This is a genomic window from Kluyvera sp. NPDC087067, from assembly GCF_044745165.1.
Taxonomy (GTDB): domain Bacteria; phylum Pseudomonadota; class Gammaproteobacteria; order Enterobacterales; family Enterobacteriaceae; genus Kluyvera.
The window spans coordinates 63,729-78,552 of the sequence record NZ_JBIUZS010000009.1; the positions used below are offsets into that span (position 1 = coordinate 63,729).

General features: G+C 52.2%; 13 protein-coding genes. 7 read left to right on the plus strand and 6 right to left on the minus strand.

Annotated elements, in window-relative coordinates:
- Positions 1 to 8: 8 nt before the first annotated feature.
- Together btuF and mtnN are read right to left on the minus strand one after the other, a co-directional pair.
- Positions 9 to 809 (minus strand): vitamin B12 ABC transporter substrate-binding protein BtuF, encoded by an 801-nt coding sequence (btuF, locus tag ACIPDS_RS19570; protein WP_400739423.1) that lies wholly within the window; start codon positions 807 to 809, stop codon positions 9 to 11.
- Positions 802 to 1,500 (minus strand): 5'-methylthioadenosine/S-adenosylhomocysteine nucleosidase, encoded by a 699-nt coding sequence (gene mtnN / locus ACIPDS_RS19575; RefSeq protein ID WP_400739426.1) that lies wholly within the window; start codon positions 1,498 to 1,500, stop codon positions 802 to 804. The genes btuF and mtnN overlap by 8 nt, the downstream gene beginning before the upstream one ends.
- Before the next feature lie 83 nt (positions 1,501 to 1,583).
- On the opposite strand from mtnN, the gene dgt reads away from it, so the two are divergent.
- The 3 genes from dgt to cdaR all read left to right on the plus strand — a co-directional run bounded on the left by dgt (position 1,584) and on the right by cdaR (position 5,994).
- Positions 1,584 to 3,098, plus strand: coding sequence for a dGTPase (dgt, locus tag ACIPDS_RS19580; protein WP_166516263.1), 1,515 nt, complete (start codon positions 1,584 to 1,586; stop codon positions 3,096 to 3,098).
- Between the two features lie 136 nt (positions 3,099 to 3,234).
- On the plus strand, positions 3,235 to 4,677 hold the full coding sequence (gene degP / locus ACIPDS_RS19585; protein ID WP_166516262.1) for a serine endoprotease DegP: 1,443 nt from the start codon (positions 3,235 to 3,237) through the stop codon (positions 4,675 to 4,677).
- A gap of 159 nt (positions 4,678 to 4,836) precedes the next feature.
- Complete coding sequence (gene cdaR, locus ACIPDS_RS19590) at positions 4,837 to 5,994, plus strand: DNA-binding transcriptional regulator CdaR (protein WP_166516261.1); 1,158 nt, start codon at positions 4,837 to 4,839, stop codon at positions 5,992 to 5,994.
- A 96-nt stretch (positions 5,995 to 6,090) separates the two neighbouring features.
- On the opposite strand, the gene ACIPDS_RS19595 is transcribed toward cdaR, so the two are convergent.
- The 4 genes from ACIPDS_RS19595 to map form a co-directional block, all read right to left on the minus strand.
- Positions 6,091 to 6,480 (minus strand): DUF3461 family protein, encoded by a 390-nt coding sequence (locus ACIPDS_RS19595; RefSeq protein WP_062772148.1) that lies wholly within the window; start codon positions 6,478 to 6,480, stop codon positions 6,091 to 6,093.
- Positions 6,481 to 6,587: 107 nt separating this feature from the next.
- Positions 6,588 to 7,412, minus strand: a complete 825-nt coding sequence (dapD, locus tag ACIPDS_RS19600; protein ID WP_400739433.1) for a 2,3,4,5-tetrahydropyridine-2,6-dicarboxylate N-succinyltransferase — start codon at positions 7,410 to 7,412, stop codon at positions 6,588 to 6,590.
- Positions 7,413 to 7,445: 33 nt separating this feature from the next.
- The gene (glnD, locus tag ACIPDS_RS19605) at positions 7,446 to 10,118 is read right to left on the minus strand and encodes a bifunctional uridylyltransferase/uridylyl-removing protein GlnD (protein WP_400739436.1); all 2,673 of its coding nucleotides are present in this window, start codon (positions 10,116 to 10,118) and stop codon (positions 7,446 to 7,448) included.
- Between the two features lie 58 nt (positions 10,119 to 10,176).
- The gene (gene map / locus ACIPDS_RS19610) at positions 10,177 to 10,971 is read right to left on the minus strand and encodes a type I methionyl aminopeptidase (RefSeq protein ID WP_062772157.1); all 795 of its coding nucleotides are present in this window, start codon (positions 10,969 to 10,971) and stop codon (positions 10,177 to 10,179) included.
- Between the two features lie 330 nt (positions 10,972 to 11,301).
- Between map and rpsB the strand changes: the two genes are divergently transcribed.
- The 4 genes from rpsB (at position 11,302) to frr (ending at position 14,670) form a co-directional block, all read left to right on the plus strand.
- Positions 11,302 to 12,027: a 30S ribosomal protein S2 gene (gene rpsB, locus ACIPDS_RS19615; RefSeq protein WP_166516258.1), complete on the plus strand. Its 726-nt coding sequence runs from the start codon at positions 11,302 to 11,304 to the stop codon at positions 12,025 to 12,027.
- Positions 12,028 to 12,161: 134 nt separating this feature from the next.
- Positions 12,162 to 13,013, plus strand: coding sequence for a translation elongation factor Ts (tsf, locus tag ACIPDS_RS19620; protein WP_166516257.1), 852 nt, complete (start codon positions 12,162 to 12,164; stop codon positions 13,011 to 13,013).
- Between the two features lie 162 nt (positions 13,014 to 13,175).
- Positions 13,176 to 13,901, plus strand: coding sequence for a UMP kinase (pyrH, locus tag ACIPDS_RS19625; protein WP_062772166.1), 726 nt, complete (start codon positions 13,176 to 13,178; stop codon positions 13,899 to 13,901).
- Positions 13,902 to 14,112: 211 nt separating this feature from the next.
- On the plus strand, positions 14,113 to 14,670 hold the full coding sequence (gene frr / locus ACIPDS_RS19630) for a ribosome recycling factor (RefSeq protein ID WP_062772169.1): 558 nt from the start codon (positions 14,113 to 14,115) through the stop codon (positions 14,668 to 14,670).
- The last annotated feature ends 154 nt before the right edge of the window (positions 14,671 to 14,824 follow it).

Here is a 14,824-nt window from a genome sequence, read left to right on the forward strand (position 1 = left end):
TTATCCCGTTAATGAACCTGCTCTAACGCAGTACAGAGTTGTTTTGCGGCGAGGATAATACGTGGGCTTGCTCGTTCAAACCAGTCACTATTGAGGGGAATAATGGGGATTGTGAGCTGGCTTGCCCAGTAATGCTGGATTTTCGGAATTTGACTCTCATCCCCTGCGGCAATAATAGCCTGCGGTTGACGCATTAATACCTGTTCACGGCTCACCTGCGGCCATGCAACGCGGCTGTCGGCAAAGATGTTTTCACCGCCGCAAATCTCCAGCACCTGGTTTTGAATGGCACTTTTATTGCTGGTGAAAATAGGATTGAAACCAAACTGCATAAACACGCGTTTCTTCGGCGCGTCCGCGTACTGCGTTTTGAGCTGCGCATAGTCGCGTAACAATGTGGTGGCCGCCTGCTCGGCTTTCTCAGGCGTTGGGCTCCATTTCGCCAACTGGCGTAATGAAGTGGCAATGTCCTCAATACGATGGTTATCAACCCATAATACGGCGATCCCCAGCGCTTGCAGCTGATTCACCTGGCGTTCGGCGTTGCCTTCTTTCCACGCCAGCACCAGATCGGGATGCAACGCGACAATGCGCTCCAGATTAATGCCCTGCCAGGAAGCAACCTGCTCAATGGCTTTAGCTTCGTCAGGATAGTCAGACCAGGCGCTGACGCCAACGGGGGTGATGCCAGCGGCAAAGGCCAGCTCGGTGTTGGCAGGGGAGAGGGAGATAACCCGCGGCGCGGCGAACAGCCACGCCGGAGCGCTCAACAGCAGGGCCAGCAGCCCTTTGATAAACCGCTTAGCCACGCGCCAGTTTCTGCACCAGCGCTTCAACCATCAGCGTTGACTGCTTCGCGGCCACCGCCAGGAACTCGTCAAAGCTCAAGTGGGACTGCTGATCGGCCACGTCTGAGATCGCGCGAACGACCACAAACGGCACGCCAAAGCTGTGGCACACATGCGCAATCGCCGTGGCTTCCATTTCTACTGCAATCGCCTGTGGGAAGTTATGGCGAATTTTCGCCAGCCCCACGGAACCGTTGATGAAGGCGTCGCCGCTGACGATAAGGCCACGAACGGCGTTCAGGTCGAGCGATTTAATGCACTCTTGCGCCGCGGCAATCAGCTTGTCGTCCGCTTTAAAGCCTGCTGGGCAGCCGGCCATTTGACCGATTTCGTAGCCAAATGCGGTGACATCGGCATCGTGGTAGCGCGCTTCGTCAGAGACCACGATGTCACCCACTTTCAGAGTTGGCGCAAGGCCGCCTGCGGAGCCGGTATTAATGATAACGTCCGGCTGGCAGCGTTCCAGCAGCAGCGTCGCGCCCATTGCGGCGGCAACCTTACCAATGCCGGATTTCAGTAACGCGACGTCAACGCCGTTCAACTGCCCGGTATAGATTTCGCTCCCGCCCACGGTGATGGTCTGACGATTTTCGATTTTGTCACGCAGCAGCGTAACTTCTTCTTCCATTGCGCCAATAATGCCGATTTTCATAGATTTACTCGCGATATACCATGTTTAAAGGCATAGTCTATCATGCGGTTCAGGGGAAGCGCATTTCTCGCGACGGAGAGGTTATGGTGAAGATTGATTTCCGTAATAAAATTAACTGGCGTCGGCGCTATCGTTCACCTCAGGGCGTAAGCTCAGAACATGAAATTCTGCGCATTTTTGAAAGCGATCGTGGGCGCATTATTAACTCACCTGCCATTCGCCGTTTACAGCAAAAAACGCAGGTTTTCCCACTCGAGCGTAATGCCGCGGTACGAACGCGTTTGACGCACTCGATGGAAGTGCAGCAGGTGGGGCGCTATATCGCCAAAGAGATCCTGAGCCGTCTGAAAGAGAAAAAACTGCTCGCCACCTACGGGCTGGATGAGCTGACCGGGCCGTTTGAAAGCGTCGTCGAAATGGCGTGCCTGATGCATGACATTGGCAATCCCCCTTTCGGTCACTTTGGCGAAGCGGCGATTAACGACTGGTTCAGCCAGCGCCTCGCGCCAAAAGATGCGCTGCAGCAGCCGCAAAGCCATGACCGCTGCGAGGTTGCCGCTCTCAAGCTGCATGAAGGGGAAGAGGCGCTAAACGTGCTGCGTAGCAAAGTGCGGCAAGACCTGTGCCATTTCGAAGGCAATGCGCAGGGCATCCGTTTGGTGCATACCTTGATGCGCATGAATCTGACCTGGGCGCAGGTAGGGTGTATTTTAAAATATACGCGTCCCGCCTGGTGGGCGAATGACGTGCCGAAAACGCATAGCTACTTAATGAAAAAGCCCGGTTATTACCTGGCCGAAGAAGAGTATATTGCGCGCTTACGTAAAGAACTGGCGCTAGCGCCTTACAATCGCTTTCCATTAACCTGGATTATGGAAGCTGCGGATGATATTTCATATTGTGTTGCTGACCTTGAAGATGCTGTAGAAAAAAGAATCTTTAGCGTTGAGCAGCTCTACCAGCATTTATACGATGCCTGGCCCGATCATGAAAAAGGTTCATTGTTTGCACAGGTGGTTGAGAATGCCTGGGATAAATCTCGCGCAAATTCATTAAGTCGAAGCACAGAAGATCAGTTCTTTATGTATTTGCGGGTAAATACATTAAATAAACTGGTGCCATACGCGGCACAGCGTTTTATCGATAATCTGCCGCAGATTTTTGAGGGTGACTTTAACCACGCGCTGCTTGAAGATGAAAGCAGCTACAGTGAATTGCTGGCATTATATAAAAATGTAGCGATAAAACATGTCTTTAGCCATCCAGATGTCGAGCAGCTTGAATTGCAGGGATATCGAGTGATTGGCGGTTTACTTGATATTTATGCGCCGCTGTTAAAATTATCGTTAAATGAATTTAGTGAGCTGGTTAAACATGAGCGTTTACGCCATCTGCCTATCGAATCACGGCTTTTTTGCAAGCTCTCAACGCGCCATCGTTTAGCTTACGTTGAGGCTGTAAATAAAATATCGCGTGATGCTGTGGAATTTCCGGTGATGGAATATTATTATCGCTGCCGCCTGCTTCAGGATTATATCAGCGGAATGACTGACCTCTACGCGTGGGATGAATATCGACGGTTGATGGCGGTAGAATAATCATAAGTTTTGTAAAGACGCTCAATAAATTTTTACTTTTCCCACGTGTAGTTGCAGGGAACTTAGTGCCATAAAGTGAATCTGATTAGTCACGAACATCGTAACTTTGCGTAATCTGAAATTGAGATTGAAACACATGAAAAAAACCACGTTAGCAATGAGTGCACTGGCTCTTAGTTTAAGTCTGGCTCTGTCTCCGTTGTCCGCTAGCGCGGCCGAGACGGCATCTTCTACCGCGTCTGCCGCGCAGCCAATGCCAAGCCTGGCGCCGATGCTGGAAAAAGTGATGCCGTCAGTCGTCAGCATTAATGTTGAAGGCAGCACAACGGTAAATACGCCGCGCATGGGGCGTAACTTCCAGCAATTCTTTGGCGACAATTCGCCTTTCTGCCAGGACGGTTCGCCGTTCCAGAGCTCTCCATTCTGTCAGGGCGGTGGCCCGCAGGGGGGCAACGGTGGCGGTAACCCACAGCAGCAGAAATTTATGGCCCTCGGTTCTGGGGTAGTGATTGACGCGGCGAAAGGCTATGTCGTCACCAACAACCACGTAGTGGATAACGCCAACGTTATTAAAGTGCAACTGAGCGATGGGCGTAAATTTGACGCCAAAGTGGTGGGTAAAGACCCGCGCTCTGATATTGCGCTGATTCAGATTCAGGATCCGAAAAACCTGACGGCGATTAAGCTGGCTGATTCTGACGCACTGCGCGTCGGTGATTACACCGTGGCTATCGGTAACCCGTTTGGTCTGGGTGAAACCGTGACGTCCGGTATTGTTTCTGCGCTGGGCCGTAGCGGCCTGAACGTCGAAAACTACGAAAACTTTATCCAGACCGATGCGGCAATTAACCGCGGTAACTCCGGCGGCGCGCTGGTTAACCTGAACGGCGAGCTTATCGGGATTAACACCGCGATCCTCGCGCCTGACGGCGGCAACATCGGTATCGGTTTCGCCATTCCAAGCAACATGGTGAAAAACCTGACTGACCAGATGGTGAAATTTGGTCAGGTTAAGCGCGGTGAACTGGGCATTATGGGTACCGAGCTGAACTCTGAGCTGGCGAAAGCCATGAAGGTGGATGCACAGCGCGGCGCGTTCGTAAGCCAGGTAATGCCGAACTCTTCAGCGGCAAAAGCGGGTATTAAAGCGGGTGACGTGATCACCGCCCTGAACGGTAAGCCTATCAGCAGCTTTGCAGCACTGCGTGCGCAGGTGGGTACGATGCCAATCGGCAGCAAAATTAGCCTCGGCCTGCAGCGTGACGGTAAGCCGTTAACCGTTCAAATTGAATTGCAGCAGAGCAGCCAGAATCAGGTTGATTCCAGCTCCATCTTCAGCGGTATTGAAGGCGCTGAGATGAGCAACAAAGGCCAGGACAAAGGTGTGGTCGTAAGCTCCGTGAAAGCGGGTACGCCAGCGGCGCAAATTGGCCTGAAGAAAGGTGACGTGATTATCGGCGCGAACCAGCAAGCGGTGAAAAATATCGCTGAGCTGCGCAAAATCCTCGACGGTAAACCTTCTGTACTGGCGCTGAATATCCAGCGTGGCGACACCTCTATCTACCTGTTGATGCAGTAATCGACAATCCAACCCTTTCCCCTTTTTGGGGAAAGGGTTTCTCCCGCCGTAATGTGAAGCTTCCCACAACTCCATAGATCCCAACCCTGCTTTGTGCAATTGCACAGTGCGAGCCTTTATCTTCTTTCTTATCATGTAACCTGCTCACAGGAGGGGTTCATGGCTAGCTGGCATCTCGATACTAAAATGGCGCAGGATATTGTGGCGCGCACCATGCGCATTATCGATACCAATATCAACGTAATGGATGCCCGTGGGCGCATTATTGGCAGCGGCGATCGCGAGCGTATTGGTGAATTGCACGAAGGGGCATTACTGGTGCTGTCGCAGGGGCGGGTGGTTGATATTGATGACGCTGTCGCTCGACATCTGCATGGGGTACGTCAGGGGATTAACCTGCCGCTGCGACTGGAAGGGGAAATTGTTGGCGTTATCGGCCTGACCGGCGAGCCGGAGACGCTGCGTAAGTACGGTGAACTGGTGTGTATGACGGCGGAGATGATGTTAGAGCAGTCGCGCCTGATGCACCTTTTAGCCCAGGACAGCCGTCTGCGCGAAGAGCTGGTGATGAACCTTATCCAGGCCGAAGAGAATACCCCGGCGCTGACCGAATGGGCGCAGCGACTGGGCATTGACCTTAACCAGCCGCGCGTGGCGGCGGTGGTGGAGGTCGATAGCGGTCAGCTAGGCGTGGACAGCGCAATGGCAGAGCTTCAGCAATTGCAAAACGCGCTGACGACGCCTGAGCGAAATAACCTGATTGCGATTGTATCGTTGACCGAAATGGTGGTGCTGAAACCGGCGCTGAACCCGTTTGGGCGCTGGGACGCTGAAGATCATCAGAAACGGGTTGAACAGCTTATTTCACGGATGAAAGAGAACGGGCACCTGCGTTTTCGCGTAGCGCTCGGCAACTACTTCACCGGCCCCGGCAGCATCGCCCGTTCCTACCGTACGGCGCGCACCACTATGATGGTCGGCAAGCAGCGAATGCCCGAAAGCCGCAGCTATTTTTATCAGGATCTGATGCTGCCGGTGCTGCTCGACAGCCTGCGCGGTGGTTGGCAAGCCAACGAGCTTTCTCGGCCGTTAATGCGCCTGAAAGCGATGGATAACAACGGTCTGCTGCGCCGTACGCTGGCCGCCTGGTTCCGCCATAACGTTCAGCCATTGGCAACCTCGAAGGCGCTGTTTATTCACCGTAATACGCTGGAGTATCGGCTTAATCGAATTTCGGAACTGACCGGACTGGATTTGGGGAATTTTGACGATCGTTTGCTGCTGTATATTGCATTGCAGCTTGACGAGCAACGGTGATTTAACCCGGCGGCGCTGCGCTTGGCCGGGCTACATTCTTGTCTATTTGTCGCCCGGCGAAGCGCAGCGCCGGCGGGGAACAAACGACATCACCCTTTACTTGTTACGCGTTAGTTTTTCCAGATCTGCTTCAATTTCGCTGATCTTGTTAGTCACGACGCTTTCAAGATGACGCAGATCGTCCAGGATCTTACGCTTGAGATCGACTTCAGTGCGATCGCGTTGGCAAATCTGATCTAACTCATCGATGATGTAGCGCAGGTTAGGGCTGATTTCCTGTACTTCTTTAAAACCCTGACCAATGCCATCGGCAGCCACGGTTTTACGCTGGCGCGGATATTTAAACTTCACGCTCTTGGCGAAAAATTCACCTTTATCCTTCTGGAAATAGATTTTCAGGATATCGTTGTTGGCTTCCTGCCGGAGGCTGTAACGATCGATTTCATCAGGATTGGTAATGCCCAAGCTTTTCAGATTATCGTACATAGCGGTACCCTTGATCTAAATTAACTATTGAATAATTAACGAAAAAATCATTTTCCGCCAGCGTGAAGATAAAAAAAGCGGGGTGGCCCCCGCTTTTTAATATCTTATTAATCGATAGTACGCAGCAGTTCGTTAATGCCCACTTTGCCGCGAGTTTTCGCGTCGACTTTCTTCACGATAACCGCGCAGTACAGGCTGTACTTGCCGTCTTTCGATGGCAGGTTGCCGGAAACGACAACTGAGCCTGCCGGTACGCGGCCGTAGAACACTTCACCGGTTTCACGGTCGTAGATTTTGGTGCTCTGACCTAAATAGACGCCCATGGAAATCACGGAACCTTCTTCCACGATCACGCCTTCAACGACTTCAGAGCGCGCGCCGATGAAGCAGTTATCTTCGATGATGGTTGGATTGGCCTGCAGTGGTTCCAGTACGCCACCGATGCCGACGCCGCCGGAGAGGTGAACGTTTTTACCGATCTGCGCACAGGAGCCGACGGTAGCCCAGGTATCGACCATAGAGCCTTCATCAACGTAAGCGCCGATGTTCACGTAGGACGGCATCAGGACGGTGTTACGGGCAATATAAGCACCCTGACGAACCGCTGCCGGTGGCACTACGCGGAAACCTTCTTTCTGGAAACGGGCTTCATCGTAGTCGGCAAACTTCATCGGCACCTTATCGAAGTAGCGGCTTTCCGCACCGTCGATAACCTTGTTATCGTTAATACGGAAAGAGAGCAGAACCGCTTTCTTCAGCCACTGGTGAGTGACCCACTGACCGTCAATTTTTTCAGCGACACGCAGCGCGCCGGAATCCAGCAGCGAAATAACCTGGTTGACCGCTTCGCGGGTTACGGTATCCACATTTGCCGGCGTGATGTCGGCGCGACGCTCAAAGGCGGACTCAATAACGTTCTGTAATTGCTGCATTGTTTACTCTTTCCATTTACTAATAAAAAATCGTTACCCTTTATCGTTTGGATTGAGGGCTGCTGTCAACCGTTGTTGTACTTCTTGTTGCAGCTCATTATTAAGGGCACGCCGGTTGGCGGTGGCGATTATAAATAAATCTTCTACTCGTTCACCAATTGTCGTAATTCTGGCCCCGTGGAGCGAAATTCCGAGGTCGGCAAACACCTGGCCGACGCGGGCGAGGAGCCCTGGCTGGTCGAGTGCGATCAGTTCAAGGAATGAACGACGGTCGGTATGGGTGGGCAGGAAATTCACTTCCGTATCGACGGAAAAATGACGTAGTTTTGCCGCCTGACGACGCGGCTGTGGCGGCTGCCAACTGTGCTGCGTGATGGCCTGCTCGAGTCCTGAACGAATTGTCTCATGACGATCGCCGGAGAGCGGGCTGCCATCGGGTTCAAGGACAATGAACGAGTCCATCGCCATGCCGTCGCGGGTGGTAAAGATTTGTGCGTCATGGACGCTGAGATTGCGTCGGTCGAGCTCGGCGCAAACGGCAGCGAACAGATACGGTCTGTCCGGGCTCCAGATAAAGATTTCCGTGCCGCCACGGGTGGCCTGTGGGCTTAGCAGGATCATCGGCTGCGTTAAATCATGCTTGAGCAGATGACGGGCATGCCAGGCTAATTGGTTTGGCGTGTGGCGCACAAAGTAGTTGGCGCGACAGCGGTTCCAGATCTGATGTAGCGCCTCTTCATTGATGTTATCCATGCGCAGCAGCGCCAGCGCCTGCATCTGATGATGACGCACGCGTTCGCGCATATCCGGGGTGTTTTGCATGCCGCGACGGAGTTGTTTTTCGGTGGCGAAATAGAGCTCGCGCAACAGGCTTTGCTTCCAGCTGTTCCACAGCGTTTCGTTAGTGGCGCAGATATCGGCCACCGTCAGGCACACCAAAAAGCGCAGGCGATGCTCGGTCTGCACCTCTTCGGCAAACTGTTTGATCACTTCTGGATCCTGAATATCACGACGCTGAGCAGTAACGGACATCAACAAATGCTGGCGAACCAGCCAGGCGACGAGCTGCGTTTCACGTGAATTCAGCCCGTGCAGTTCGGCGAATTTCAGCACGTCCTGCGCGCCGAGCACCGAATGGTCACCCCCACGCCCTTTGGCGATATCGTGAAACAGCGCGGCAATCAGAATCAGTTCTGGATGGTTTAGCCGGGGCCACAGATCAACGCATAGCGGATGCATCGGGCGCGTTTCTTCATTGGCGAAACTTTCCAGCTTCAGCAGCACGCGAATCGTATGTTCATCGACGGTATAGGCATGGAACAGGTCAAACTGCATCTGACCGACAATGTAAGACCACTGCGGCATATAGGCCCACAGCACGCTGTGACGATGCATCGGTAACAGGCCACGCTTCACAGCACCTGGGTGGCGTAACATATTCAGAAATAGCGAGCGCGCCTCTGGGATATAGCACAGCGGCTCGGTCAGATGGCGTCGAGCATGGCGCAGATGGCGCAGGGTGGTGGAATAGATCCCCGTGATGTTGCTGTTGCGCACCATCATGTAGAACATACGCAGAATAGCCTGCGGTTCACGGATAAACAGCGTGTCGTCGCGCAGGTCGATAAGCGTGCCGCGTAGCTGGAAATCATCGTCAATGGCGCGAGGTTTTTCATCTTCGGTCAGAGCAAGGATGGCTTCATCAAACAGCTGTAATAGCATGTGATTAAGCTCGCTCACCCGGCGGGTGACGCGATAGAAATCCTTCATCATATGCTCGATAGGCTGATTGCCTTCGCCTTCATATTTCAGTCGGCGCGCCACGCTGAGTTGGCGATCGAACAGGAGTCGGTTGTCGTAGCGAGTCAGTTCCAGGTGCAGCGCAAAACGAATGCGCCAAAGCAGGTGGAGACATTCGTTGAGTTCATTGCGCTCGGCTTCCGTCAGAAAGCCAAAACGAACCATCTCATCGAACGAGGTCGCGCCAAAGTGACGGCGCGCTACCCACTGAAGGGTCTGGATATCACGCAGGCCGCCGGGGCTACTTTTAATGTCGGGCTCCAGGTTGTAGCTGGTGCCGTGGTAACGCTGGTGGCGCGCTTCTTGCTCGGCAACCTTTGCCGGGAAGAAGTGTTCTGAAGGCCAGAAACCTTCGCTGAAGATATTTTTTTGCAGCTCAAGGAACAGCGCGACATCGCCGATGAGCAGTCGGGATTCAATAAGGTTTGTGGCGACGGTTAAATCTGACAGCCCTTCCAGCAGGCACTCTTCCAGCGTGCGCACGCTGTGGCCCACCTCCAGCTTGAGATCCCACAGCAGCGTGAGTAATTCACCAATCTTCTGGGCTCTATCGTCTGCGAGTTTGCTCCGGCTAAGGATCAGCAAGTCCACATCAGACAGCGGGTGCAGTTCACCGCGGCCATACCCGCCGACGGCGACCAGGGCGGCGTCGTCAAGATCGCCAAAGCCGTAGAGTAGCCACAAGCGTTGTAGCAGCTGGTCGATAAATTCGGTACGGGCTTCGATAAGCTGTTCGGCCGATGCGCCGTTGTCAAAGGCTTCGCCCAGCCAATGCTGAAAATCATCGAGGCGGGTTTTGATTTCAGCGCAGATCAGACTCTCTTCTGACCAGGTGACCGGATACTCAGGCTGGCCGGGGAGGGGGGGGAGAATTGTGCAGGCCAGTTCAGGTAAAAGATTCGTCATTACGCCACCCATAAGAAAAAGCGATTACCAAAAAAAACCGGCTTTCGCCGGCTTCTTATTATTCGTCGTGCGAGATTATCGCCGGGATGGTGTCATCCTTGCGTAATGTCAGTATTTCGCAGCCGTTGTCTGTCACCACAATAGTATGCTCGTACTGCGCAGACAAGCTCCGGTCTTTGGTTTTTACCGTCCAGCCGTCCTTCATGGTGCGAATTTCTTTTTTACCGGCGTTGACCATCGGTTCAATGGTGAAGGTCATGCCCTGCTTTAATACCACATCGGTTTCACGAGAGTCATAGTGCAGCACCTGCGGTTCTTCGTGGAAACCACGACCGATACCGTGGCCGCAGTATTCGCGAACAACGGAGAAACCTTCGGCTTCAACAAATTTCTGAATCGCCGCGCCGATTTCACGCAGGTTCACGCCAGGTTTTACCATTCTCAGCGCAACGTACAGGCTCTCTTTGGTGACGCGACACAGACGCTCACCCAGAATGGTCGGTTTGCCGACGATAAACATTTTGGACGTATCGCCGTGGAATTCGTCTTTAATGACCGTGACGTCGATGTTGACGATATCGCCATCTTTCAGGTGCTTTTCGTCATCCGGGATACCGTGACACACCACTTCGTTAATGGAGATGCAGACGGATTTTGGGAAGCCGTGGTAGTTCAGGCACGCCGAAATCGCTTTTTGTTCGTTAACGATATAATCGTTACAGATGCGATCCAGTTCACCGGTGGTGACGCCAGGTTTTACATGCGGTTCGATCATTTCGAGCACTTCGGCAGCCAGACGACCGGCAACGCGCATTTTTTCAATATCTTCAGGGGTTTTAATAGAGATTGCCATGGAATATGTCCATCAGTGTCGAATGTTTCGACAATAATTGAGTATTAGTGATGTCAATGTTAACAGCCAGGAGTACCCCCTGCCAAATTGAGAATCATTCTGAACTTCGCCTTTCGTGCCCTGCGCGGGTGATAACAACTGTTGGTGTCTTCGTCTATTTTATGGTATAAAGCGCGCCGAACTTCCGCTCAATGTTTTGGCTGGAAGCGACAAATCTCACTTTGTGTAATAACACACACGTATCGACACATATTCCGGGGTGCCCTTAGGGGTCGGTAATATGGGATACGTGGAGGCTTAACCCCAACTTTATCTATAGAGGTTTTTACCATGGCAACTGTTTCCATGCGCGACATGCTCAAGGCTGGTGTACACTTTGGTCACCAGACCCGTTACTGGAACCCGAAAATGAAGCCTTTCATCTTCGGCGCACGTAACAAAGTTCACATCATCAACCTTGAGAAAACTGTACCAATGTTCAACGAAGCTCTGGCTGAACTGAACAAGATCTCTGCTCGCAAAGGCAAAATCCTTTTCGTTGGTACTAAGCGCGCTGCAAGCGAAGCTGTGAAAGAAGCTGCTAACAGCTGCGACCAGTTCTTCGTGAACCATCGCTGGTTGGGCGGCATGCTGACCAACTGGAAAACCGTTCGTCAGTCAATCAAACGCCTGAAAGATCTGGAAACTCAGTCTCAAGACGGTACTTTCGACAAGCTGACCAAAAAAGAAGCGCTGATGCGCACTCGTGAACTGGGCAAGCTGGAAAACAGCCTGGGCGGTATCAAAGACATGGGCGGCCTGCCGGACGCACTGTTCGTAATCGATGCTGACCATGAACACATTGCTATCAAAGAAGCGAACAACCTGGGTATCCCAGTATTCTCTATCGTTGATACCAACTCTGATCCAGATGGCGTTGATTTCGTTATCCCTGGTAACGACGATGCAATCCGTGCTGTGACCCTGTACCTGAGCGCTGTTGCTGCTACCGTTCGTGAAGGCCGTTCCCAGGATCTGGCTTCCCAAGCGGAAGAAAGCTTCGTAGAAGCTGAGTAATAAGGCACGCTCGTTAGAGCCCTTATAGACCAGGTAGTACACGTTTGGTTAGGGGGCCTGTCTATGGCCCCCTTTTTTACTTTTATATCTGTACGGTTTAGGCCGGGCAGATCAAATCTTTCGAGGATTTTAGAATGGCTGAAATTACCGCATCCCTGGTAAAAGAGCTGCGTGAGCGTACCGGCGCAGGCATGATGGATTGCAAAAAAGCACTGACTGAAGCTAACGGCGACATCGAGCTGGCAATCGAAAACATGCGTAAATCCGGTGCTATCAAAGCAGCGAAAAAAGCAGGCAACGTTGCTGCTGACGGCGTGATCAAAACTAAAATCAATGGCAACATCGGCTTCATTCTGGAAGTTAACTGCCAGACTGACTTCGTTGCTAAAGATACTGGTTTCCAGGCTTTCGCTGACAAAGTACTGGACGCAGCAGTTGCTGGTAACATCACTGATGTTGAAGTTCTGAAAGCACAGTTCGAAGAAGAACGTGTTGCTCTGGTTGCTAAAATCGGTGAGAACATCAACATCCGTCGTGTAGCTTCCCTGGAAGGCGAAGTTCTGGGTAACTACCAGCACGGTGCTCGCATCGGCGTTCTGGTTGCTGCAACTGGCGCTGACGAAGAACTGGCTAAACATCTGGCAATGCACGTTGCTGCAAGCAAGCCAGAATTCGTTAAGCCAGAAGACGTGTCTGCAGACGTGGTAGAAAAAGAATACCAGGTTCAGCTCGACATCGCGATGCAGTCCGGTAAGCCAAAAGAAATCGCAGAGAAAATGGTTGAAGGCCGCATGAAGAAATTCACCGGCGAAGTTTCTCTGACCGGTCAGCCGTTCGTTATGGATCCAAGCAAAAACGTTGGCCAGCTGCTGAAAGAGCACAACGCTGACGTGACTGGCTTCATCCGCTTTGAAGTGGGCGAAGGCATCGAGAAAGTTGAGACTGACTTCGCAGCAGAAGTTGCTGCAATGTCCAAGCAGTCTTAATTGCTGTAAAGGAGCCGCCTGAGGGCGGCTCTCTTTTATGTTGTAAAGTAACGAAAATCGTCATGTGGAAATCAGCCAGCTCCTATAGGGGCTTACCGGCAAGGATCGCATGATGTCACCTGAATTTTTACCATCCCATTCGTGACACTCTCAGGAAAGAAAATGGCTACCAACGCAAAACCTGTCTACAAACGTATTCTGCTTAAGCTTAGCGGTGAAGCATTGCAGGGCACTGAAGGCTTCGGGATTGACGCAAGTATTCTTGACCGCATGGCGCAAGAAATTAAAGAACTTGTTGAGCTGGGCATTCAGGTGGGTGTCGTCATTGGTGGTGGCAACCTATTCCGTGGCGCAGGTCTGGCAAAAGCGGGTATGAACCGCGTTGTGGGCGACCACATGGGCATGCTGGCAACGGTCATGAACGGCCTGGCAATGCGTGACGCACTGCATCGCGCCTATGTGAACGCTCGCTTGATGTCAGCTATTCCGCTGAACGGCGTATGCGACAACTACAGCTGGGCAGAGGCTATCAGCCTGCTGCGTAACAACCGCGTCGTGATTCTGTCCGCCGGTACCGGTAACCCATTCTTTACCACCGATTCCGCTGCTTGCCTGCGCGGTATCGAAATTGAAGCTGACGTTGTTCTGAAAGCCACAAAAGTTGACGGTGTATTCACCGCCGATCCGGCAAAAGATCCGTCTGCAACCATGTACGATCAGCTGAGCTACAGCGACGTGCTGGAACAAGAACTGAAGGTTATGGATCTGGCCGCCTTTACGCTTGCCCGTGACCACAAATTGCCAATTCGCGTATTCAACATGAACAAGCCTGGCGCATTGCGTCGCGTCGTCATGGGCGAAAAAGAAGGCACATTAATTACGGAATAATTTCCGTTACGGCCATTTCCGGGTAAGATTCACCTTTACCTGGCATAATTGATTCACTCTATGGATTTTCAGCTGCGGGAAAAACGTATCCGCAGCTTGAAAGTCGACGAGTATATTCTGTGGCCTGATTTAAACGAGACTATACTTAGCGCATTCTTTGCAATGTGTCATTGTCTGGTCTGACTGAGACTAGTTTTCAAGGATTCGTAACGTGATTAACGACATCAGAAAAGATGCTGAAGTACGCATGGAAAAATGCGTAGAAGCATTCAAAAACCAAATCAGCAAAATTCGCACAGGTCGTGCTTCTCCTAGCCTGCTGGACGGCATTGTCGTTGAGTATTACGGCACCCCAACTCCGCTTCGCCAGCTGGCAAGCGTGACGGTAGAAGATTCCCGTACGCTGAAAATCAACGTATTTGACCGCTCTTTAAGTCAGGCCGTTGAAAAAGCGATTATGGCATCTGACCTCGGTCTGAACCCAAGCTCTGCGGGCACCGACATTCGTGTGCCACTGCCAGCGCTGACCGAAGAACGTCGTAAAGACCTGACCAAAATCGTTCGCGGTGAAGCAGAACAGGCGCGCGTTTCCGTGCGTAACGTTCGTCGCGATGCTAACGACAAAGTGAAGGCGCTGCTGAAAGATAAAGAGATCAGCGAAGACGACGATCGCCGTTCACAAGAAGACGTGCAGAAAATGACGGATGCTGCTATCAAGAAAGTTGAAGCGGCGCTGGCAGAGAAAGAAGCGGAACTGATGCAGTTCTAAGCTATCTGCAAGCTGTGTGATAAACGCCGTACAGGAAGCGTCATTGCTTCGCTGGCGGCGTTTTGCTTTTTGCTCGTCGTCTTTCAAGCCGAAGGGGCGCTGACTTGCCGCCGCTCTTGTGCTTGAAATCCAGCGAGTATATCTACCTATTGCG

What these genes read in the sequence shown, in the direction of transcription:
- mtnN (WP_400739426.1), bottom strand. Translation starts at nt 1,500, where the DNA reads ATGAAAATCGGCATTATTGGCGCAATGGAAGAAGAAGTTACGCTGCTG.
- dgt (WP_166516263.1), top strand. Translation starts at nt 1,584, where the DNA reads ATGGTGAAGATTGATTTCCGTAATAAAATTAACTGGCGTCGGCGCTAT.
- degP (WP_166516262.1), top strand. Translation starts at nt 3,235, where the DNA reads ATGAAAAAAACCACGTTAGCAATGAGTGCACTGGCTCTTAGTTTAAGT.
- cdaR (WP_166516261.1), top strand. Translation starts at nt 4,837, where the DNA reads ATGGCTAGCTGGCATCTCGATACTAAAATGGCGCAGGATATTGTGGCG.
- ACIPDS_RS19595 (WP_062772148.1), bottom strand. Translation starts at nt 6,480, where the DNA reads ATGTACGATAATCTGAAAAGCTTGGGCATTACCAATCCTGATGAAATC.
- dapD (WP_400739433.1), bottom strand. Translation starts at nt 7,412, where the DNA reads ATGCAGCAATTACAGAACGTTATTGAGTCCGCCTTTGAGCGTCGCGCC.
- glnD (WP_400739436.1), bottom strand. Translation starts at nt 10,118, where the DNA reads ATGACGAATCTTTTACCTGAACTGGCCTGCACAATTCTCCCCCCCCTC.
- map (WP_062772157.1), bottom strand. Translation starts at nt 10,971, where the DNA reads ATGGCAATCTCTATTAAAACCCCTGAAGATATTGAAAAAATGCGCGTT.
- rpsB (WP_166516258.1), top strand. Translation starts at nt 11,302, where the DNA reads ATGGCAACTGTTTCCATGCGCGACATGCTCAAGGCTGGTGTACACTTT.
- tsf (WP_166516257.1), top strand. Translation starts at nt 12,162, where the DNA reads ATGGCTGAAATTACCGCATCCCTGGTAAAAGAGCTGCGTGAGCGTACC.
- pyrH (WP_062772166.1), top strand. Translation starts at nt 13,176, where the DNA reads ATGGCTACCAACGCAAAACCTGTCTACAAACGTATTCTGCTTAAGCTT.